Here is a 21009-nt window from a genome sequence, read left to right on the forward strand (position 1 = left end):
TGCCGCCCAATGACCGATTCGACAAACCCCGAGAAGCAACACACCACGGCACGGTACTTTCTGGAAGGCCTGCAAGAGACCGGCATCCGTTATCTGTTTTCCAATTTGGGCACCGACCATGTGACCCTGATCGACGAGATGGCGCGCCTGCAAGCCGAGGGCCAAGCCATGCCCGAGGTGGTGCTGTGCCCGCATGAAAACGTGGCCATCCACATGGCCGGGGGTTATGCGGCGGTGACCGGGCAAGGGCAGGGGCGTCATGGTGCATGTGGACGCGGGCACCGCCAACGCGGCCATGGGCATGCACAACCTGATGCGCGCCCGCTTGCCGGTGCTGCTGATGGCAGGCAAAGCCCCGTATGCCCTGCACGGCGAAGTGCCCGGTGCCCGCGACAACTATGTGCACTACGTGCAAGACCCGTTCGACATCGCCTCGCTGGTGCGCCCCTACGTCAAGTGGGACTACAACTTGCCCTCGGGTGTGGTGGCCAAAGAGGTGGTGCGCCGCGCCCACAGCGTCATGCACACTGAGCCTGCCGGTCCGGTGTACATGACACTGCCGCGCGAAACCTTGATCGAGCCCTGGACGCCTGAGCAAGTCAAGTCTTACCCGGCCGCCCGCTACGGCGCGGTGCGCATGGGGGCCTTGCCTGCCGAGGCCACGCTGCAGATCGCCCGCGAGTTGATGGCGGCCGAGAACCCGCTGGTCATCACTTCTTATTTGGGTCGCAAGCCCGAGGCGGTGCAGGCGCTGGAGGCTTTGGCCGAGTTGTGCGGCATCCGGGTGGTGGAGTTCAGCCCCACTTGGCTGTGCATCTCGCGCGAATCACCGTGCTTTTTTGGCTTTGACCCAACGCCGCTTTTGCCCGACACCGATTGGGGCTTGCTGCTCGACATCGACGTGCCTTGGCTGCCGCACCAAACCCGCCCCCGCGAAGACACCCGTTGGGTGCACATCGACGTGGACCCGATCAAAAAAGATTTTCCGGTATGGGGTTTTGCCAGCGACCTGCGCTGGCCTGCCGACTGCGCGCAGGCCTTGCGCGATTTGCATCAGGCCGTGCTGTCTCTGGCCGACGAGGCCTTTCATCAGAAAGTGGCCCATCGCATGGCCAGCTGGAGCGCCCAGCGCCAGCAGCGGCTGGGGCGTGTGGCGGCCGCTGCACAAAACCCGGGAACAGAAGACGCCCTCAACCCTGCCTGGGTGTGCGCCCAAATCGGCGCGCAGCTGCGCCCTGACGACGTGGTCATCAACGAAGCCATTCGCAACTCGCCTGCTGTGTTGCAGCAAATTCCGCGCACTCAGCCCATGAGTTTTCTGGGTGGGGCAGGCGGGGGCTTGGGCTACAGCGCCGGCATGGCGCTGGGCGTCAAGCTGGCCCGACCGAACGACCGGGTGGTGCACATCGAAGGCGATGGCGGTTTCCATTTCTCAACGCCCACTTCGGTCTATGCGGTGGCGCAAGCGCAAGGCCTGCCCATCCTGACGGTGGTGCTGGACAACGGCGGCTGGCAAGCCGTCAAGGAAGCGGTGCTGCGCGTGCACCCGGATGGGCCTGCCGCCCAGGCGGGTGAGTTTCAGGCCCGCTTGAAGGGCGAGCAGCGCCGGTTTGAACAAGTGGCCCAAGCCTTTGGTGCGCACGGTGAACGCGTGACCCGCGCCGAAGACTTGCCTGCGGCCATTGCCCGTTGCTTGCAAGCGCTCGACCAAGGCCAGGCCGCTTTGCTGGTGGCTTCGGTCGCCAAGATTTGATTTTCATCCCTCAAAAAACAGGAGATACACCATGACGATTCGCCTCACATCCGCTGCACGCCGCAAGCTGGTGGCTGCTGCTGCCATGTCTTTGGCCGCATCTTTGGCCACCTTGGCCCCGGCCCAGTCCTGGGCGCAAGCGGCTTGGCCCAACAAGGCCGTGCGCATCGTGGTGCCCTACGCACCTGGCGGTGCCAACGACATCCTGGCCCGCGTGGTCGCCGAGAAATTGGCCCCCGTACTGGGGCAGCCCGTTTTGGTCGACAACAAACCGGGTGCAGGCGCCGTGGTGGGCTCGGACTTTGTGGCCAAAGCCGCCCCAGATGGCTACACCTTGCTCATGGCGGCCAGCGGCCCCATGGTGTTCAACCCGGTGTTGGTGGCCAAAATGCCCTTCAACCCCTTGACCGACTTGGCCCCGATTTCCATGGTGGGCTCTTTCCCCTTGATCTTGGCTGTCAACGAAGCCTCGACTGCCAAAACTTTCAAGGACCTGGTGGCCTTGTCCAAAGCCAATGCCGACAAGACCAATTACTCCTACCCATCGGCATCCTTTCAGCTGATCATGGAATTGGTCAAAGCCAAGTCTGGCCTCAAGGCGCTGAACGTGCCTTACCAAGGCAGTGCACCGTCCATCAACGCCGTGCTGACGCAAGAAGTGCAAATGACCTTGATCGACTCCGGCCCGATCGCCGCCTTGGTCAAGTCGGGCAAATTGCGCGCTTTGGCAGTGACTTCTGAGCAGCGCCTGGCCAGCTACGCCCAAGTGCCCACCCTGAAAGAGCAGGGCATTGACCTGTCGGTCAACTTGTGGAGCGGCTTGCTCGCGCCAGCCGGCACCCCAGAGCCGATCCTCAAGCGTTTGCAAGAAGAGGTCGCCCGCATCATGGCTTTGCCCGATGTGGCCGAGCGCATGGCCAAGCTCGACATACGCCCCTTGGGCACCAGTTCTGCCGAGTTGGGCAAGACCATGGCCAGCGAAATCCAGTTGTGGACGCAGGTGGCCAAAGACAACAACATCAAAGCCCAATGACGGCCCCCAGGCGCATCGCCATTGCCGGGGCCGGCATTGCCGGATTGACCACCGCGCTGGCTTTGCTGCAACAGGGTTTTCAGGTCGACGTGTTCGAGCAAGCCTCGCAACTGGGTGAGCTGGGTGCGGGCTTGCAAATTTCGCCGAACGGCTCTCGTGTCTTGCTGGCGCTGGGTCTGGGCGAGGCTTTGCAAAGCTGCGTCAGCCAGGCCCGGGGCAAAGAGATCCGCATGTGGAACACCGGCCAGCGCTGGACGCTGTTCGATCTGGGCGACGATTGCCTGGCCCGCTTTGGTGCCCCTTATTGGATGGTGCACCGCGGCGATTTGCACCGAATTTTGCTGGACGCCTTCGAGGCCCGCTCAGACCGGCCTGTGCGCCTGAACGCGCGTGTGGTCAAGGCCAGCACCACAGGCTCGGGGGTGACATTTGAATTGAACGACGGCTCGCAGCACAGCGCTCATGCTTTGCTGGCGGCCGACGGTGTGCACTCGGTGTTGCGCGAACAGTTGTTGGGCGAAGACAAGGCGCAATTCACCGGTTTGCTGGCCTGGCGTGGGCTGGTGCCTGTTGAGCGCGTGTCTGAACACTTGCGGGCGCAGGTCGGCACCAATTGGGTCGGCCCGGGGGCGCACGTCATCACCTACCCGGTGCGTGGCGGGGCCTTGATGAACGTGGTGGGCATCATCGAACGTGAAGGCTGGCGCAGCGAATCCTGGACCGAGCGCGGCACGCACGCTGAGCTGTTGCAAGACTTTGGCCACTGGCATGCCGATGTGTGTGAGTTGATGTCGGCCATCGATCAGCCTTTCAAATGGGCCTTGCTGGGCCGCGCCCCGCAAACCGGCTGGGCGCAGGGCCACATCTGCCTGCTGGGGGATGCGGCGCACCCCACCTTGCCGTTTTTGGCGCAGGGGGCCAACATGGCCATTGAGGACGCCGCCGTCATGGCGCGCTGCCTGGCCTTGGATGAACCCACCGAACACGCCTTGGCCCGCTTTGAAAAACTGCGCTGGCAACGCACCGCCGACATCGTCAACCGCTCGCGCGACAACGCCCAGCGCTTTCACAACCCCCAGCTGTCCGATCCCGCCAAAGCGGTGGACTACGTCAGCAGCGAGTGGGAGCCCGAGAAAGTCCGCCGCCGCTACGACTGGCTGTTTGAATACGACCCTTTGAAAGTACCGCTATGAGTTGGAATGCACCCGTTGTGGTGGTGGGCGCAGGGCCTGTGGGCATGACCCTGGCGCTGTGCCTGGCGCGCCGCGGCATTGCCTGCACCTTGGTCGAAATGCGGCCTGCGGGCGCGCTGCCCGATGTCAAATGCAACCACATCTCGGCCCGCAGCATGGAGCTGTTTCGCGCTTTGGGCGTGTCCCAAGACCTGCGCGCCGCAGGCCTGCCCGACGATTACCCGCACGACGTGTCGTACCGAACCAGCACGGTGGGGCAAGAAATTGCCCGCATCCACATTCCCGGGCGCAGCACCCGCCTGACCGACCACAGCGGCCCGGACGGCGACTGGCCCACGCCCGAGCCACCGCACCGCATCAACCAGCGCTACATCGAGCCGATTTTGGAGGGGCATGTGGCCCAGCAAGGCTTGATCACCACCTTGTACCGGCACCAAGTGCTGGACTTTGAACAAGCCGACGGCCAGGTGAGCGTGCGCATTCAAAACCTGGACACGCCCGATGCGCCGCCGCTGCAAATTCAGGCCGCTTATCTTGTGGGCTGCGACGGCGGCCGTTCGGCGGTGCGCAAAGCCATTGGGGCCAAATTGGTGGGTGACGAGGTGGTGCAACGTGTGCAAAGCACCTGCATCCGCGCGCCTGGCCTGAAGGCGCGCCTGCATGCCCCGGCGGCCTGGGCCATGTTCACCGTCAACCCCCGGCGCAGCGGCAACATCTACGCCATCGACGGCCAAGAAGTCTGGCTCATCCACAACTACCTGCGCGACCACGAAGCCGACTTTGACGCGGTGGATCGCGACTGGGCCATCCGCACCATCCTCGGTGTGGGCGAAGACTTCGAGTACGAACAGATGAGCCGCGAAGACTGGATTGGCCGCCGCCTGGTGAGCGACAAGCTGCGCGAAGGCCGCGTGTTTTTGGCCGGAGACGCCGCGCACCTGTGGGTGCCGTACGCCGGTTACGGCATGAACGCGGGCCTGGCCGATGCGGCCAACCTGGCTTGGCACCTGTCGGCGCAAATCGAAGGTTGGGCCGCGCCCGAGGCCTTGTCGGCCTACGAAAAAGAGCGCCACCCGATCACCGAGCAGGTCTCGCGCTTTGCCATGAACCACGCACACGCCATGAGCCAGCGTCACCGCGAGATTCCTTTGAATCTGGAAGACGACAGCCCAGAGGGGCAAGCCGCCCGCGAAGCCTTTGGCCAAAACTTGTACGACCTGAACGTGCAGCAATACTGCTGCGCGGGCCTGAACTTTGGTTACTACTACGACCAGTCACCCGTCATGGTTTACGACGGTGAAAAAGCGCCCGAGTACAGCATGGGCAGCTTCACGGCATCCACCGTGCCCGGCTGCCGTGCGCCGCATTTCTGGTTGGGTGAAGGACAGTCGCTGTACGACGCCTTGGGTCCCGTTTACACCTTGCTGTGTTTGCAGCCGGGGCATGACGATGCGCTGCAGGCTTTGCAAGCGGCGGCAGAACACCAAGGCATGCCACTGCGGGTGCTGGATGTTTCACAGGTCAAGAACTTGCCTGACGAATACAAACACCCCTTGCTGGTGGTTCGTGCAGATGCCCACACGGTCTGGCGTGGCCACGGTCTTGATGACGCATCGGCGCAGGGCTTGGTGTCGACCTTGTGTGGTCGCAGCGCCTGGGTGTGAGCGGTACTTTCTTCCCAGGCCTGTGATGGCTGGGCGCCAGGGGCTTGCTCAACGGGTTTCTGTGTCCACGTCTTTCTGAAAGTCAGCACTGTCCAACGCTTGTTGGCTGCCCATCCAGCTGCCATACACCGTCTGAAAATCCGCCACGATCTGCGCCAGCGGCATGTCGTCAAAGGTGCCGCGCTGTTTCACGTACTCCATGTGCCGATTGCCTGATTTGTCGAACGGGTGGTAAATCGAATCGTTTCGCCCATCAAACTCCAGCGGCAGCAGGCCGAACTTGTCGCACAGCTCAATGTTGAAAGCGGGTGTGGCCTTGACCCATTGGCCGTCCAGCCAGATGTCGGCATAGCCGTGCCAGATGAACACATCGGTCTGCATGGTTTGGCGCAAGCGCTCGGTGCTCAGGTGGTTGCGCACATCGGCGTAACCCAGTCGGGCGTGCAGTCCTGCGGCGCGGCAAGCCGCCGCCATCAAGGCCGCTTTGGGCACACACCAGCCCGAGCCCTGGGCAATCACCGAGCTGGCGCGCATGCCTTCGGTGGACAGCTCGATGCGGTAGGGGTCGTAACGGAAATGGTCGCGCACCGCCAGGTACAGAGACACCGCGCGTTCGCGGTCGGTGGCGCCTTGCGCGTGCTGGCGCGCCAAAGCGATCACATTCGGGTGGTCGCTGTCGATCAAGGCCGTGGCGGCCAGCGTGGCGGGGGAGGGCAAGTCGTCGGTCATGCGGATCACTGTAGCGCGTGTGCCAGCGCCGGTCTGTCACGCTGGCTATAGTGGCTTGTCGCGCCCTGGATGGGGCGCTGTTCAGGAAGGGCCCTAATGGCGTCGGTGTTGAATTTTGGAGCGGTGCGGGTGCACCTGGGAGAGAAATCGGGCAAATACCCCGACGGCAACCAGCTGATTGTGCAGGGCGCTGACATGCGGGTGGCCTTTGACACGCCCGAGGTGGCCAACCGCATTGGCCCCGAGCTGGACACGGTGGACCTGGTCATCCTGGGCCATGTGCACGAAGACCACATGGCGGGGCTGCACCGCCTGCCCCAAGCCCGCGTGCAGGTGCACGAGGCCGACTTGGCGGCGGCCCAATCGTGGGACGGCCTGTGCCAACACTACGGTTACCCCGCCGAGGTGCTGGACGCCATGCACGCCATTGTGCAAAAGGACTTCCATTACCAACCCCGGCCCGACGCCACTGGCTACACCGACGGCGCTGTCTGGGACCTGGGCGGCGGCGTGCGCGTGCGGGCGCACCACCTGCCGGGTCACACCGCAGGCCACTGCGCCCTGGTGGTCGAGAGCGAAGGCCTGGCCTTCATTGGCGACATCGACCTGAGCGGCTTTGGCCCGTATTACGGCGACGCCACCTCCAGCCTGAGTGACTTTCGGCAAACCTTAAAGAAAGTCGCCGAGCTGGACGCCCGCATCTGGGCCACCTCGCACCACAAAGCGGTGATCACCGACCGGGCTCAGTTCTTGGCCGATTTGGCCCGCTTTGCCAGCAAGATCGACGAGCGCAGCGCGCAACTGCTGGGCTACCTGCAAAGCCCGCACAGCCTGGACGAGCTGGTGGACCGCCGCCTGCTGTACCCGCAAGGCTACGACGTGCCCTTTGTGCCCTGCGCCGAGCGCAACACCATTGGCATGCACTTGGCCGAGCTGCAGGCGCAAGGGCAAATCCATGCGCTGGACGATGGCCGCTATGTGGCTGTTTGACCTTCACATTTCAACCTCTATGACCGGAGACCGAACATGAGCCCCGAACAACTCTTGCAACACCACGACCAAGCCCGTTTGTGGGGCCAGGCCCCCGGCGTGGTGGGCGGCCCCGACACGGCGGCGGCCTACCAGAAAGCCCTGGCCGTGCGCCAGTTGCGCCAGCAGCGCGGCGAAGTGGCCAAGGGCTACAAAATTGGATTCACCAACCGCACGCTGTGGCAACGCTACGAGGTGTTTGGCCCCATGTGGGGCACGGTCTGGGACACAGGCCTTAGCGTTGCCGAGCCCGCCGCATCGGGGTCTGCCGAGGGCAGCATCGACCTGACCCACACCTGCCAGCCCCGGCTGGAGCCCGAAATCGTCTTCGGCATGAAGATCACGCCAGCGGCCAACGCCAACCTGCAGGAGCTGTTCGAAGCCATCGACTGGATCGCACCGGGTTTTGAGGTCGTGCAGTCGCACTGCCTGGACTGGAAGTTCACCGCCACCGACACCATGGCCGACAGCGGCCTGCACGCCCGCCTGCTGGTGGGCCAGCGCCTGCCCGTTCAGCAACTGGCCGCCGATGCACAGGCCTTGCACACCCTGCTGGCGCAGTCCCAGGTCACGCTGTTCAAAAACGGCCAGGCGGTGGAGCAGGGCACCGGCACCAACGTGCTCGACAGCCCGCTCAACGCCTTGCACCACTTTTTGAAAGAACTGCGCCAATGCCCCGGCGCGGTGGACCTGCAAGCGGGCGACGTGATCACCACCGGCACCTGGACAGACGCTTGGCCGCTGCAAGTGGGTGAACACTGGCGCGCCGAGTTTTCTGCGCCGCTGGGCAGCTTGAGCGCCCGCATGTGCTGAACCCTGGGCTCAACGCAAGGCATAAAAAAGCGCCCCGAGCCGCAAGGCAGGGGGCGCAAATCAAGCATGTCAGGCAACTGCGGAAAGCATGACCCGTTCAGTATACTGTAAATATAACCAGTGTTTTGGGGCCAAGTTCTGACCCCCTCTGGCGCTCTTCGCATCCTGCCCTGTTTGGCCCATCCACCACCATGCCTTTGCCCCGCCGCCGCCGAGACGACTTTGAAGAAAGCCGGATCTACGAATACCCCCAGCACCTGCGCGAAGCGATCGAAGACGCGCCCACGGGCGCAGGCGTCTACACCTTCCACGGCCAAGAGGGCGACTTGCCGCTGTACATCGGCAAAAGCATCAACATCCGCGCCCGCCTGCTGTCGCACCTGCGCACGCCCGACGAGGCGCGCATGCTGCGCCAGACCCAGCGCATCAGCCACATCCGCACGGCGGGCGAGATCGGCGCGCTCTTGCTCGAAGCGCAAATGATCAAGGCCCAGCACCCGCTGTTCAACCAGAAGCTGCGCCGCAACAAACAACTGTGCAGCCTGCGCGTGAGCGACGGGGTCCCCGAGGTGGTGTATTCCAAAGACATCGACTTTGCCGCGCAGCCCGATTTGTACGGCCTGTTTGCCAGCCGCCATGCCGCACTCGACGCGCTGCGCGCCATCGCTGACCAAAACAAGCTGTGCTACGGCCCGCTGGGCCTGGAAAAACTGCCCCCTGGCAAAGCCTGCTTCAGGGCCGCCATCCGCCAATGCGCCGGTGTATGCCGAGGCGATGAAAGCCCACAGGCGCACCGCGAGCGGCTGTTCACCAGCTTGCTGGCGCTGCGCGTGGAATGCTGGCCTTACCCGGGCGCGGTGGGCTTGGTCGAGCGCGATGAAGAACTCACGCAAATCCACGTCGTCAACCACTGGTGCTACCTGGGCAGCGCGCCCAACCCCGAAGCCGCGCACCAGCTCAGCCAAGTGGCAAGTCAGGTGGCTGAAGGCTTTGACGCCGACGGCTACAAAATCCTGTGCCGACCGCTGCTCACGCAGAGCGTGGAGATTTTGGCGTTGTAGGGTGCACGCTTTAGAAGCACCCCTCCGGTTTGTCATCCCGGACTTGATCCGGGATCCATGACCGTTGACACATGCATTGGGCCAGGACGCACAGGCCCTCTCTCAAGGCAGCAGGTCGATCAGGATTTCATTGCGCCGATTCCACGGCAGCGTGAAGGGGTCGTCGTAGCGGGCGATTTGGGCTCTGGGGCTGAGCTTGAGTTGGCGTGCTTGTGCCCAAGCCTTAAGCCGCCCGGTTTGTTCTTGAATGCTCGCCTGCGTGGTGAAGCCGCTAAAGCCCACGGCCACCACATCGTGCTCGGGCACGGGGCGCAGCTCGATTTGCGGGTTGAGCGGTTGGGGCAGCGTCTGCACGCTTTCGGCCGACGGCATCACAAAATGCACGCGCCAACCTTGATCTTCGGGCACCACGGTGACGGGCGCGGTCATCGAAATCTTGCGCTGTGCACCCAACCCGGCTTGCAGGTTGTCGCCAAAGATGTAAGACGCAATCCGCCGAAAGCCGCTGCGGCTTGCAGCGTCAAAGTCGCCCTGGATTTGCGTTTGGGCCACCGTGAAGGCGGCGTAGCGGCGCACCTCAAAAGGTGGGTCTGAAACGAGCACGGTGTAACGCGGTTCTTCAACGGCCATGGCGGCTCCACAAAAAAGGAACAGAACAGAAAAAAACCAGCGCATAAAAGCTCGCTTGCAAACGGGTGTGGGGGTATTCAAGCAAATGGAAGGGCCAGGCGTCGGTCCGCTGGCGCACGCACCTTATGGCATTTGTTGCGCTGCGTGTTTCACTCTCAAAATTTCGACGGTTCGGGTATCTGACAGCACGCGGTAAAACACGATGTAGTTCGGGTGCACCACCAGTTCGCGCAACCATTCTGGCAAACCCGGCCGGCCCTGTCGGCCAAGCTGTGGATGCTGTGCCAGCCTCCCGGTCTTGTCGCGCAATTCTTGGCCGAAGCTCTGGGCTCGCGTTGGTTTGTCCTTGCCGATGTAGCGCACTATGGCTCGCAAGTCTTCGCGGGCCATCGGACGCCATTCGACGCGAAAAAGCGGCTGCGTCATGCTCCTATTTTCTGACTCAAGGCGTTCAGGTCGGCGTCCATGTCGGCCATGACTTCATCATGGGCAATGCTCGGTCGCGGGTCGTCCAGCGATGCTTGAATTTCGCTGGCCAGCCACTGGTTATAGGCGGCGGCTTCGTGTGCGCCGCGCATGGCGATGGCCCTGCCTCGGTTACCCGTACTTGGCTCTTTGTCGGACGGGTCGTAGTCGGTCGCGTCGAACTGGCCCACTGTGATGCCAATTTCACGCAACACATTGAACGCCGTCAGCGGATTGCCAAAGCGGCGCGGCTCGGTGCTGCGTGCCTTTGATAGCAGGGCACCTGAGCCGCTACGGGTGTCGATCTGAACCAGGAACGCCCCGCCTTGCCCTTTCAAGGTTACGCCCGACACACCGCCGGCGTCGTTTGCAGTACGCAGCTGCTCTAGGGTGATGCTTTGCATGCTGGAATCCTTATATGTTGCGCTTAAAAACAAGGTTGATTGTGCATAAATTCAAGGAGGTGTGCAATTTTGCGAGGTCTGTTAGCGTTTAATGCGGGGTTTTTCAGTGCCGATTCGGTCGCAGGGGTGTTGACGCTGGGGGGGAGTTGGGACTCGGTATCTTGTGTGCCACGCGAATCTCTGCAATATCAAGCGGCGGCAAACATCAAACGCTCAACTTCAGCCTTTGCGAGTGGGACTTGACTGTCCTAAATTGGACATGCGTAGCTTGGCTAAACAGTTGATTTCTACTAGTCCTCTTTTTACACTTTTCATATCAGATTCGGACGCATTGGCTCCCATTACGACCTCTTCCATAAGATCGCAGAGATTCGTCTTCAGATTTATACCTGGTTCTGTTTTGGGCTGCATAACCTCATCCAGCCGTCCGCCAGCGACATCTGTCAAGTGAATCAACCTTACTTCTGACTCGCCTTGAAAATCAAGGCTTTTAATAAGCATTTGTTGGTGGATGTCATTGACATTTGGATGAGAATCAAAATCCAAATACCGCACCCTAGCTAGGACAAACGACTCTTCTGCCGTAATAGACGATTTCAAACGACCAACTGTGGTCTTTACAGCAACACCAGTCGCGTTAGCTGCATAACTTGACCACATAGCTTGTGATTCTTCTTGGTCTTCCCGCCAACACGATACGTATGTTTTTCCTCGAAACATGTCCCGAACCATCTGAACGGCACCGGCTACAAACGGAGGGGAAGATCTATACATTTCACGAACAGTTCCTCTTGGGGTTCGTCCCTCAAGTGGGTCATCGAACTTATCCGCCCTGCAAAAAAATATCGATTGATCTTTGATGAGTTTCTCAAACTTCACAAGTGTGAAGTAACGCCATAAAACCACCTCGTCTTTTGGCTGATCTAAATCTGGTCGATGTTGATACATTAAAATTTTCCAGGAGGGTTTAATTATTTTCTAACGGAAAAAAAGGTTTCGAATTCGGTCCATACATTTCGTATCTTGTTCTGCAATATCCGGTTTTAGATTATTTAGGAAATTTGCCAGTATTTTTTATTTCTGCCTTTTCTTGATTAAAACCATAATTTGCCCATGCAGGTATCTTAGTCGTTTAGTGATTTTTTAATAAATTTATGATGGCTTGGTGTGGCTGGAAAATTGCACAATTCATTATCCATCTCCACGTGTTTTAAAAATGATGCCATCATTGGATGCGTCATTTTTATATCCAACTCTAAAGACATACGGCAGGTAATTTCAATGACAGTGCTTTCACGCTCTTTCTTATCGTTGCAAACATCAGAAGCATAGGCTCCAGATGGGATCATAAAAAAGCGATTATTTTCAGAAAGTGATTTTTTTCATCTGGTGTGCTTGTCCAGCTTGTAATTCTTGAACTCCTCCTCCGGGCGGTCCAGATTTTTGCCTTCGGATTTTCGCTTGGCTTATGTCTGCATCGGTAGGTTCGCGTGCCTGATGACCAGCTAGGGCTGAAGTTGGGCCAAGGCGTAAACGACAACGACGCCCACAATGTGGGCGAGGTTTTTTTAGGGCGTTGTGCGTGACGCTGTCGATGGGCGCGCTCGGTATGGCGTACTTAGTTCGAGCGGCGCCTATCGCAAAACCTTGAAATAAAAATCACCGCTCAAGCTTGTGTTCTCCCAAGGGGTCTGCTGATTCTTGGTTTCTTCCTGCACAGCCCGGCGTACTTCTTTGAACACTTGTTCAATCGGTTTATTGGGCGACTGCATGGCCTTCACAAGATGCTTTGTGTACGGACTATTACGCTCTCTAGGATCACCATCAGATGCCACCTTTCCGGGTGATGTTGCGTAGGCAATGATGGTTCCTCTTGGCGCATCCATCTGCGCAAGACCCCTTGATGCTGAGCGAAAGCTCCGGCCAAAGGGGTCATCCCGGCAAGCATCAACGATGAGGATGTTGACGCCCTTGCCTGCGGTGCTCATTTTCTCCAAGACCAAGGACACATCCAGTCCTTGGTCGGTAATCTCATCTTCACGCTGTATGTCTGCATTGACTGGAATGAAGTAGTTACGGCCCTTGACCTCCACACCATGCCCAGAGTAATAAACCAAGCCAACATCGGAGCTCAGGAGTTTGTCACCGAACTGGCGAACAGCTGAACGCATCTGTTGGAGTGTTGCGTCTCTGAGGTCAATCACCTCAAACCCACTGGTGCGCAGTGAGCGAGACATGTCATCTGCATCGTTCAGCGGGTTGGCGAGTGGGCGGACTTTGTAGTTTTTATTCCCAACGACCAGCGCGACACGCTTACCCGTAGGGACTGCTGATGGGGTCGTGGTTGGCGAAATGGGTGTTGTTTGTGTGGCTTGCTGTTGAGCAAGTCTCAGTTCTGCTTCGGCTTGTGCTTGTTTGCGTTTAGCTTCTTCTGCTTCTGCACGAAGTCTTTCTATTTCTCTGTTGGGTGTGGCTGCTTGCTGTACTGGTGCAGAGCTGACAAAGTTATTGTTAGCCCAAATACCTTGATTAACGATTGAGCCGTTTGGGGCATATAGAGTACCTTGCCCGTTGCGGTTGCCATAAGAAAAATCACCAATATATTTATCGCCATTAGCATAGGTGTAAATACCTTTCCCGCTGCGGTTGTTCCCATCCTTGACCTCACCAACAAATATACCGCCATCAGAAAAGGCGACAGTACCAAAGCAATTACGCCACCTAGTTACATCACTACCCTGACAAGCAGGCAAATTACTCTGGGCGCAAGCACTTCCCCAACCCAACAGGCAAAGCACTACAAATCGAATCAGGTTTTTCATAGTCATACATTGTTGCAACTGCCCAAATCAATACCAACCCGATTTCGCAAAACTTCAGGTTGGTACGAATTTGGAAGCGTCGTGGGCGCCAGAGCCTTTCATGGCAGTCCGCATGACGGTCACACGATGAACGTACATGTCCGTCAACACAGTGCAAAACCCCGGTCCGCGTCCACACAGCTTTTTGTTGAAATCGTTGCAATCGCCTTGCGCCATGGGTTTCAATTCAACCTCGGCACCCGGCCCTTGCAATTACCCTCCCGTACCCACTGGCACAGCAGAAGCTTCCAACTATAGCGACAAAATGCCCCCAAATTAGCTACAAACCAGCTTTGTCCGCCACAGCCTGATCGCCTCGATATACGGTTCATCCATACACAATCCGGCGACCCCATGCCCACCCCCAAACCTCAACTCACCCTCATCGACTGCAACAACTTCTACTGCAGCTGCGAACGCGTTTTCTAGCCCTGGCGGCAATACCGCCCGCTCGTCGTCCTCTCCAACAACGACGGCTGCGCCATTGCCTGCTCTGACGTGGCCAAAGCACTGGGCATCAAAATGGGCGCAGCCCAGCTGCGCGAACACGGCAGCTAGCCCGCACTCGACCTGCAGCCCATGAACTCGCCTAAAAAACAAATCGCCTGCACCCGCTCATTTGGCCAAGCCATCACCGAACTGTTCGAGCTGCAAGAGGCCATTTCCGAATTTACGTGACGCGGGCGATAGACCCGATCAACCCGCGCCATGGCCACTGCAGGGGTATTGCCCAGCCCCTTGGCCCCGCTGCTAGACTCCACCGGTGCCGCAAAACCAAGACTACCAAGCCCCAGATTCGCCCATCGACATCGTTTATCTGTGGGTCGACGGCAACGATTCGAATTGGCGTGCCAAGCGCCAGACGGCTTTGCAGCAGCTGGCCCATGACTCCAGCGCAGCCATGGCGCGCTACAGCAATGTGGAGGGCCGTTTTCGCGACAACCACGAGCTGCGTTACAGCCTGCGCGCGCTGGAGAAGTTTTTCCCCGACCACGGCCATGTGTACATCGTCACCGACGCCCAGGCCCCCGATTGGCTGCGCCCCTCGGACCGGTTGACGCTGGTGGACCACCGTGACCTGATGCCCGAAGCGTCCTTGCCCACCTTTGATTCGGGGCACATCGAGTCCTGGATTCACCACATCCCCGGTTTGTCTGAACGCTATTTCTATTTGAACGACGACGTGTTTTTTGGCGCGCCGGTGCGCCTGGATGACTGGTTCCATCCCGGCGGCTTTCATGTCACGTGGTCGGACGACCCGGAAGTCACCGACGAAGCCATGCGCATGGACGCCACCTCGCTGGAAAACGCTTGCCGCCTGTCCATCCAGTGGCTGAGCGACAAAGCCCGATCGGGCAAAGCGGCCTTGCGCGAGCAAGACCCGCTGTACCAAAGCACCTTCCGCACCTTTGCGCATTCACCCCGACCCATGCTCAAGTCCATCTTGCTGGAGCTCGAGGACACGGCGCCCGAGTTGTTTGCCGCCGTGCGGTCCACCGTGTTTCGCAGCTGGGACAAGCCCACCATCGTCTCGGACTTTGTGTTGCGCTGGGCCTTGGCGCATGGCGTGGCCAGTGTGCGGCCTTACCGCCACCGGTATGTCTCGACGGGCGAGGCCGATCAAGACGCACAACTGCAGGCGCTGGTGGCCGAGTTTGGAGCGTTGGAATTTTTTTGCATCAACGACACCACCGACGATGCACATGCCAACGACCCGCGTTTGCAGAACGTGCTCATGGTCTTGGAGTCGATCTTGCCCAGCCCTTCGGGGTTTGAAAACCCTGCTGCTTTGCTGACCGGCGTTCAGCACGCCGAGGATTTCAGCGCAGAGATTCGCGGCTCAGAGGCGATGGCGGCAAAGGAAACGTCTCCTGCGCTTCGCTCAAAGCTTGCTTGAGCAAGTCACCTGGGCTCACCTTGTCCTGATCTCCTTGGGCGCTGATTTGACGGGTTTGGTGTTTGGCCGTACGGCCGCGCACCCGCATGCGCCAAACCCGGAACGACCGTGTTTTGAGCGACCCGCGCATCAATTCAATCACCGCTGGCTCGCTCAGCCCAAACTGCGCGGCAATGGCCTCGAATGGCGTGTCGTCCTGCCAGGCCATGGCGATGATGGTGGACACATCGGCTTGTGCCAAGTCGCAGAGTCGGGCTGTTGCTGGTGTCATTGGGGAACTTTGCGGGAAAGAATGGATTTTGAGGTCAAAGGTGTGGCTTGGCGATTTCACGGCAGCAAGGCCGTGGTCTCTTGCCGCAGCATGCGCACCATCTCTTGCGCGGCCGGTGACAGGCTGCGGTTTCGGCGGGTGACCACGCCCAGCGGGCGCTGGATGTCCGGGCCCGTCAGGCGGCGGGTGAGCACGCCTTCTTGCTGCACAAAGGCCGCAGCCAGCTCGGGCAGAGCGGCCACGCCCAGGCCGGCTTTGACCATGGCGTGGATGGTGGCGATGTGCTCGACTTCGTAGCGCGGCTGAAAGGCGATGCGGTGTTCGATGAAAGCCGCATTGGCGTACTGGCGAACGCTGGCGGGCAGCGGCATCGAGATGTGCGTCAGTTCGGCCACCTGCAGCCAGTTCAAAGGGGTTTTGCCTTTGGCCAGGCGGTGGTTCAAGGGAATCAGCAAGACAAAACCATCGGCCGACAAAGGCGTGTAGTCCAGGTCTGCGTAGTCGGGGTTGGCCGCTGTGAGCGCAAAGTCCACCGTGCCTGCGCGCACCAGGTCAAAAGCAGGGCCAGACAAGGTGTCGTGCAATTGCAGCGCAATCTCCGGGTGTTGCTCGGCATAGCGGGCCATCACGCGCGGCACCACCGTGGCCGCCAGCGAGGGCAGGGCCGCCAGGCTCACTTTGCCCGACTGGATTTGCGTGATGTGCAGCACGCGTTGCACGGCCTCGTGGGTTTGGGCGTTGAGCAGTTTGGCTTGTTCCACGAACACCTGGCCTGCGGCCGTCAGGTGCACGCTGCGTGTGGTGCGGTCAAACAGGCGGGTGCCCAGCGCATCTTCAAGCCGGGCAATCACACCCGACACCGCCGATTGCGACAAATGCACTTGCGCTGCCGTGCGCCTGAAACTACCGGTTTCGGCCAGCACCAGAAAGATGTCCAGATCGCGGGGTGTCCAATTGATATGCATTACAGATCAGTTTATAGAAAAAAACGGCTGGACGAGGCAATGGGGCCTTCCTAGACTCGGCGCATTCTCATAGACAAATGCGCGTTTCATGATTTCTTCACACCCTTCACAAGCCCGCACCGTGGTCGTCGGCGGCGGCACCATGGGCATGGACGTGGCCATCGTGCTGGCCCGTGGTGGCAGCCAGGTCACCGTCATCGAGCCCGATGCGGCCAAGCGCCAAGCACTGGCCGCACACGTGCGCCACAACCTGGAGCCTTTGGGCATGGCGCACCGCACCGAGCGAGTCCAAGCCGTGGCCGACCTGAGCGATGTGAGCTGGCCCGGTGTGAGCCTTTTGATCGAGTGCATTCCAGAAAAGCTGCCGCTCAAGCAAACCCTGTTTGCGCGCTTGGCGCAACTGGCCGCGCCCGAGACCCTGCTGTGCAGCAACAGCTCCAGCTTCCCGATCAGCGCCATTGCCCAGGGCTTGCCCACGGCCGAGCGCATGTTGGGTCTGCACTTTTTCATGCCCGCGCATTTGGTGCCGCTCGTGGAGGTGGTGCTCGGCCCCCAGTCCGACTTGCAGCAAGCCGAACAACTGTGCGACTTCATGCGCGGCTGCGGCAGCGTGCCGGTGTTGGTGCGCAAGGACAAGCCCGGCTTTTTGGCCAACCGCATGCAGCACGCTCTGGCGCGTGAAGCCTTCGCCCTGATCGACGAAGGCGTGGCCTCGCCCGAAGACGTGGACGCGGCCGTGCGCTTTGGGTTTGGCTTTCGGTTTTTGGCCGCTGGCCCGGTCATGCAACGTGACCATGCCGGTCTGGAAGTGCATACCGCCGCCGCCGCCAGCATGTACCCCAGCTTGGCGGTGAACGCCGAGCCCGCCCGCGTGTTGCAAGAGCGCGTGGCTCGGGGTGACCTGGGCATGAAGACGGGGCAGGGCTTTTTTACCTGGACGCCCGAAACCCAAAAGGCCGAGCGCGAGCGCTACGACCGCTTGCTGCGCCAGGGCCTGGATTTGCTGGCCTCTGAGCTGCCGCCGCTGAACCCGCTTGATTGATTCCCCACGATTGATGTCCTCCCCCCGTTTTTGACAAGGCAAACCCATGGCTGTTTTTTCGCATCCTCTGCTGATCACCGTCGCGCCCAATGGCGCCTACAAGCAGCGCCCTGACCACGCGGCCCTGCCCATCACTGCAACGGAGCTGGGGAAAACCGCCAAGCAGTGCCTGGATGCCGGTGCGGCCATGATCCACATGCACATCCGCGACGCAGAGGGCCGCCACAGCCTCGACGTGCAGGGCTACCGCGATGCGCAGCAAGCGGTCAAGGCGGCGGTGGGGGATGAACTCATCATCCAGATCACCAGCGAAGCGGCGCGTGTGTACAAGGCGCCTGAGCAAATCGCCATGGTCACCGCGCTCAAGCCCGAAGCCGTGTCGGTGGGTCTGCGCGAAGTGGACCAGCCCGAGATCGGCGAGGCCGGTCTGGCCCAGTTCTTTGGCTGGTTGGCCAAAGAGCGTGTGATGACCCAAGTCATCGTGTACGACGTGGCCGACCTGCAGCGCTGGCAAGCCCTGCGGGCGCAAGGCGTGATCCCCGATGCGCCTTGGTCGCTCTTGTTTGTGCTGGGCCGTTATTCGGTAGGCCAGACCTCGGAGGCCAAAGACCTCTTGCCTTTTGTGATGGCCCACACCGGTACCGAGCCCTGGTCCATGTGCGCCTTTGGCGCAGGCGAGCACGCTTGCGCCACCACCGCTGTGGCCTTGGGCGGCCATGCGCGGGTGGGTTTTGAAAACAACCTCTTGCTCAACAACGGCCAAGTGGCCCCGGACAACGCCGCCTTGGTGCGTCAGATCGCCGACTCGGCCCGCGTGCTGGGTCGCAGCCTTTACACCGCAGCCCAAGCGCGTGAAGCTTTTTTTGCCGCTTGAGCTTTCCCATTTCTACAGGAGACAACACCATGAAACGCAGCACTTTCGTCGCAGCACTCTCAGCGGCCCTTTTGGGTGCCACCGCATTGCCCGCGCTGGCCCAGGACAACTACCCCAGCAAAACCATCCGCTTTGTGGTGCCTTACCCACCGGGCGGCCCGACCGACCTGATGGCGCGCATGCTGCAAAGTGAATTGAGCACGCGCCTGGGCGTCACCGTGATCGTGGACAACAAAGGCGGCGCAGGCGGCAACCTGGGCAGCGCCGAAGTGGCCAAGCAAGCGCCAGCGGACGGCTACACCATGCTGCTGGCCGCCAGCGGCCCCATGGCCGTGAACCCCACGCTGTACCGCAGCATGCCCTTTGTGCCCATGACCGATCTGGCCCCTGTGATCCAGATCTCGTCCTTCCCCTTGGTGCTGGAAGTGCACCCCAGCGTGCCAGTGAACAACGTCAAGGAACTGGTTGCCCTGGCGCAAAAGCCCGACAGCAAATTGGCCTTCGCCTCGGCGGGCAACGGCACGCCCCAGCATTTGGCCGGCGAGATTTTCAACACCCAAGTCAACACCAACATCTCGCACATCCCTTACCGTGGCGCGGGCCCCGCACTCAACGACTTGATCGGCGGTCAGGTGCAGGTGATGTTCGACATCTTGGGCAGCTCACTGCCGCACATCCAGGGCGGCAAGCTCAAGCCTTTGGCGGTGACCTCGGCCAAGCGCCACCCCTCGCTGCCCAATGTGCCGACCATGATGGAAGCGGGCATTGCCGGTTATGAGATCACGGGCTGGCACGGCATCGCGGTGCGTGCGGGCACCCCTGCGCCCATCGTGCAAAAGCTCAACACCACGTTGAACGCGATTTTCAACGACGCCGAATTCAAGAAAAAGTGGGAAGCCATCGGCACGCCGGTGGTGGGCGGCACGTCTCAGCAGTTTGGTGAGTTGATCCGCAAAGAGTCCATTCGCCTGGGCCAAGTCGTCAAGAATGCCGGCGTGACGCTGGACTGATTGGCGCTCACGAAAACACCCGGCCGCCTGGCCGGGTGAGACGCACAGAGCCCGCGTGAAGGGCAGTGTTCAGACCCCGCCTTGCGGATGGGTGGGGTCGATCCAGAGCACGGTCTCTGGTTTTTCGGCGGGCTCGATGTCCATGTTGACCGCCACCGCCTGGCCGTCGCTGCGGCACAGCACGCATTCGAGCGTTTCGTCTGCGCTGGCATTGATTTCCTGATGCGGCACATAGGGCGGCACGTAAATGAAATCACCCGGTCCAGCTTCGGCGGTGAACTCCAGTGCATTGCCCCAGCGCATGCGGGCGCGGCCCTTGACCACATAGATCACGCTCTCCAAAGGCCCATGGTGGTGTGCACCTGTTTTGGCATTGGGGTGGATGTGCACCGTGCCGGCCCAAAGTTTTTGGGCGCCGACGCGGGCAAAGTTGATGGCCGCTTTGCGGTCCATGCCGGGGGTGGAGGGCACGTTGCCGTCCAGCTGATCGCCTGGCACCACGCGCACGCCATCGTGCTTCCAGTCGGTCTCGGTGTGCTCGTGTGTGGGGCTGGGGTCGTGAGAATGGGTCATGGTTGAAACCTGCGCAAGTGACGTTGAATTCACTTTAGCACGCAGGGGCAATGGGGCCTGTCGCGCGGCCTACTACACTGGCGTGCCGTGGCCAAGCTGAAGTTGCAGTGGGGTGTTGCGGTAAACCTCATTTGAGCTGACCATGAAATTGAAAATGTCTGAAAAGTCGCTGTTCGCGACCTTGTTGCGCGCCCCATGGTGGGTGAGCTTTGTGGTGATGCTGGCGGTGGCCTTGGCGGCCGGTGCCTTGTTGCCCGATGCCTACAAAACAGCGGGCATGCTGGGCGGCTTTCCGTTTTTGGTCATCGGCGTCATGGCCGCCTGGCGGCAAAGAAACGCACTGTCAAACGATCGCATCGACGCGCTCACAGGGCAGGCCCGAGCCATGGCCTGGCGCGAATTTGCGGCCGTGGTCGAAACCGCTTTGCGCAAGCAAGGTTTTGAGGTTCGCCCGCTGAACAATGGCCCCGCAGATTTTAAGATTGAGAAAAACGGCCGCATCACCTTGGTCAGCGCCAAACGCTGGAAAGCCGCCAGCGTGGGGGCCGAGCCCTTGCGTGAACTGTTGGCCGCTGTTGAGAGCCAAGAGGCCTTCTCGTGCAGCTGCATGAGTTTGGGGTCCTTCAGCCCAGCCGCTGTGGCCTTGGCGCAGCAACACCCGCTGCAGTTGTTGGGCCCCACCGAGATCGCGCAACTGGTGCACGACGCTGGCCAAGCCAACAAGGCCTGAGCAGCGGGTGCT

22 protein-coding genes and 2 pseudogenes are annotated in these 21009 nt (G+C 60.5%); 14 read left to right on the forward strand and 10 right to left on the reverse strand.

Features of this window, described 5'->3' with window-relative positions:
- Positions 1 to 9 precede the first annotated feature (9 nt).
- The 5 genes and pseudogenes from B9Z43_RS17505 to B9Z43_RS11070 form a co-directional block, all read left to right on the forward strand.
- Positions 10 to 186: pseudogene (locus B9Z43_RS17505) on the forward strand (acetolactate synthase); the annotation flags it as partial.
- 73 nt (positions 187 to 259) lie between these two features.
- Positions 260 to 1753, forward strand: coding sequence for a thiamine pyrophosphate-requiring protein (locus B9Z43_RS11055; protein ID WP_255417096.1), 1494 nt, complete (start codon positions 260 to 262; stop codon positions 1751 to 1753).
- A 31-nt stretch (positions 1754 to 1784) separates the two neighbouring features.
- The gene (locus B9Z43_RS11060) at positions 1785 to 2786 is read left to right on the forward strand and encodes a tripartite tricarboxylate transporter substrate binding protein (RefSeq protein WP_108325406.1); all 1002 of its coding nucleotides are present in this window, start codon (positions 1785 to 1787) and stop codon (positions 2784 to 2786) included.
- Entirely contained in the window at positions 2783 to 3979 is a 1197-nt protein-coding gene (locus tag B9Z43_RS11065; RefSeq protein ID WP_108325408.1) for an FAD-dependent monooxygenase, read from the forward strand. The genes B9Z43_RS11060 and B9Z43_RS11065 overlap by 4 nt, the downstream gene beginning before the upstream one ends.
- Entirely contained in the window at positions 3976 to 5643 is a 1668-nt protein-coding gene (locus B9Z43_RS11070; protein WP_108325410.1) for an FAD-dependent monooxygenase, read from the forward strand. Before B9Z43_RS11065 ends, B9Z43_RS11070 begins: the two co-directional genes overlap by 4 nt.
- 48 nt (positions 5644 to 5691) lie before the next feature.
- Here the strand turns inward: B9Z43_RS11070 and B9Z43_RS11075 are convergent, their stop codons facing one another.
- On the reverse strand, positions 5692 to 6372 hold the full coding sequence (locus B9Z43_RS11075) for a transglutaminase family protein (protein ID WP_108325412.1): 681 nt from the start codon (positions 6370 to 6372) through the stop codon (positions 5692 to 5694).
- Positions 6373 to 6468: 96 nt separating this feature from the next.
- Here B9Z43_RS11075 and B9Z43_RS11080 point away from each other — a divergent pair, with 96 nt between their 5' ends.
- The 3 genes from B9Z43_RS11080 (at position 6469) to cho (ending at position 9275) form a co-directional block, all read left to right on the forward strand.
- Positions 6469 to 7362, forward strand: coding sequence for an MBL fold metallo-hydrolase (locus B9Z43_RS11080; RefSeq protein WP_108325414.1), 894 nt, complete (start codon positions 6469 to 6471; stop codon positions 7360 to 7362).
- A gap of 36 nt (positions 7363 to 7398) precedes the next feature.
- On the forward strand, positions 7399 to 8214 hold the full coding sequence (locus B9Z43_RS11085; RefSeq protein WP_108325417.1) for a 2-keto-4-pentenoate hydratase: 816 nt from the start codon (positions 7399 to 7401) through the stop codon (positions 8212 to 8214).
- A 191-nt stretch (positions 8215 to 8405) separates the two neighbouring features.
- The gene (cho, locus tag B9Z43_RS11090) at positions 8406 to 9275 is read left to right on the forward strand and encodes an excinuclease Cho (RefSeq protein ID WP_108325419.1); all 870 of its coding nucleotides are present in this window, start codon (positions 8406 to 8408) and stop codon (positions 9273 to 9275) included.
- 102 nt (positions 9276 to 9377) lie between these two features.
- On the opposite strand, the gene B9Z43_RS11095 is transcribed toward cho, so the two are convergent.
- The 6 genes from B9Z43_RS11095 to B9Z43_RS11115 form a co-directional block, all read right to left on the reverse strand.
- On the reverse strand, positions 9378 to 9905 hold the full coding sequence (locus B9Z43_RS11095) for a heme-binding protein (RefSeq protein ID WP_199222294.1): 528 nt from the start codon (positions 9903 to 9905) through the stop codon (positions 9378 to 9380).
- 123 nt (positions 9906 to 10028) lie between these two features.
- Positions 10029 to 10331: a type II toxin-antitoxin system RelE/ParE family toxin gene (locus B9Z43_RS11100; RefSeq protein ID WP_108325425.1), complete on the reverse strand. Its 303-nt coding sequence runs from the start codon at positions 10329 to 10331 to the stop codon at positions 10029 to 10031.
- Positions 10328 to 10774: a hypothetical protein gene (locus B9Z43_RS11105; protein ID WP_108325428.1), complete on the reverse strand. Its 447-nt coding sequence runs from the start codon at positions 10772 to 10774 to the stop codon at positions 10328 to 10330. The genes B9Z43_RS11100 and B9Z43_RS11105 overlap by 4 nt, the downstream gene beginning before the upstream one ends.
- Before the next feature lie 219 nt (positions 10775 to 10993).
- Positions 10994 to 11722 carry a DUF2971 domain-containing protein gene (locus B9Z43_RS11110; protein ID WP_108325430.1) on the reverse strand — a complete coding sequence of 243 codons (729 nt, stop codon included), beginning with the start codon at positions 11720 to 11722 and terminating at the stop codon, positions 10994 to 10996.
- Between the two features lie 176 nt (positions 11723 to 11898).
- Positions 11899 to 12123, reverse strand: a complete 225-nt coding sequence (locus B9Z43_RS17055; protein WP_146183919.1) for a hypothetical protein — start codon at positions 12121 to 12123, stop codon at positions 11899 to 11901.
- A gap of 285 nt (positions 12124 to 12408) precedes the next feature.
- A complete protein-coding gene (locus tag B9Z43_RS11115) occupies positions 12409 to 13596 on the reverse strand; it encodes a caspase family protein (RefSeq protein WP_158270107.1) in 1188 nt (395 codons plus the stop codon).
- Between the two features lie 393 nt (positions 13597 to 13989).
- Between B9Z43_RS11115 and B9Z43_RS17400 the strand changes: the two are divergent.
- Both B9Z43_RS17400 and B9Z43_RS11125 read left to right on the forward strand, forming a co-directional pair.
- A pseudogene (locus B9Z43_RS17400) lies at positions 13990 to 14169 on the forward strand (hypothetical protein); the annotation flags it as partial.
- A gap of 229 nt (positions 14170 to 14398) precedes the next feature.
- On the forward strand, positions 14399 to 15532 hold the full coding sequence (locus B9Z43_RS11125) for a stealth family protein (RefSeq protein WP_108325435.1): 1134 nt from the start codon (positions 14399 to 14401) through the stop codon (positions 15530 to 15532).
- Here the strand turns inward: B9Z43_RS11125 and B9Z43_RS11130 are convergent.
- Both B9Z43_RS11130 and B9Z43_RS11135 read right to left on the reverse strand, forming a co-directional pair.
- A complete protein-coding gene (locus B9Z43_RS11130) occupies positions 15456 to 15803 on the reverse strand; it encodes a TIGR03643 family protein (RefSeq protein WP_108325437.1) in 348 nt (115 codons plus the stop codon). The two genes, B9Z43_RS11125 and B9Z43_RS11130, sit on opposite strands and share 77 nt — an antisense overlap.
- A gap of 56 nt (positions 15804 to 15859) precedes the next feature.
- The gene (locus B9Z43_RS11135) at positions 15860 to 16768 is read right to left on the reverse strand and encodes a LysR family transcriptional regulator (RefSeq protein WP_108325439.1); all 909 of its coding nucleotides are present in this window, start codon (positions 16766 to 16768) and stop codon (positions 15860 to 15862) included.
- Between the two features lie 88 nt (positions 16769 to 16856).
- Here B9Z43_RS11135 and B9Z43_RS11140 point away from each other — a divergent pair, with 88 nt between their 5' ends.
- The 3 genes from B9Z43_RS11140 to B9Z43_RS11150 are packed head-to-tail and all read left to right on the forward strand — an operon-like array spanning position 16857 to position 19694.
- Positions 16857 to 17810 carry a 3-hydroxyacyl-CoA dehydrogenase family protein gene (locus B9Z43_RS11140; protein WP_108325442.1) on the forward strand — a complete coding sequence of 318 codons (954 nt, stop codon included), beginning with the start codon at positions 16857 to 16859 and terminating at the stop codon, positions 17808 to 17810.
- 46 nt (positions 17811 to 17856) lie between these two features.
- Positions 17857 to 18684, forward strand: a complete 828-nt coding sequence (locus tag B9Z43_RS11145; protein ID WP_108325445.1) for a 3-keto-5-aminohexanoate cleavage protein — start codon at positions 17857 to 17859, stop codon at positions 18682 to 18684.
- A gap of 29 nt (positions 18685 to 18713) precedes the next feature.
- Positions 18714 to 19694: a tripartite tricarboxylate transporter substrate binding protein gene (locus tag B9Z43_RS11150; RefSeq protein ID WP_108325447.1), complete on the forward strand. Its 981-nt coding sequence runs from the start codon at positions 18714 to 18716 to the stop codon at positions 19692 to 19694.
- Between the two features lie 69 nt (positions 19695 to 19763).
- Here the strand turns inward: B9Z43_RS11150 and B9Z43_RS11155 are convergent, their stop codons facing one another.
- Positions 19764 to 20267, reverse strand: a complete 504-nt coding sequence (locus B9Z43_RS11155; protein ID WP_108325449.1) for a cupin domain-containing protein — start codon at positions 20265 to 20267, stop codon at positions 19764 to 19766.
- Between the two features lie 142 nt (positions 20268 to 20409).
- On the opposite strand from B9Z43_RS11155, the gene B9Z43_RS11160 reads away from it, so the two are divergent.
- A complete protein-coding gene (locus tag B9Z43_RS11160) occupies positions 20410 to 20997 on the forward strand; it encodes a restriction endonuclease (RefSeq protein WP_108325451.1) in 588 nt (195 codons plus the stop codon).
- Positions 20998 to 21009: the final 12 nt, after the last annotated feature.

Source organism: Limnohabitans sp. MMS-10A-192, assembly GCF_003063335.1.
Lineage (GTDB): Bacteria > Pseudomonadota > Gammaproteobacteria > Burkholderiales > Burkholderiaceae_C > Limnohabitans_A.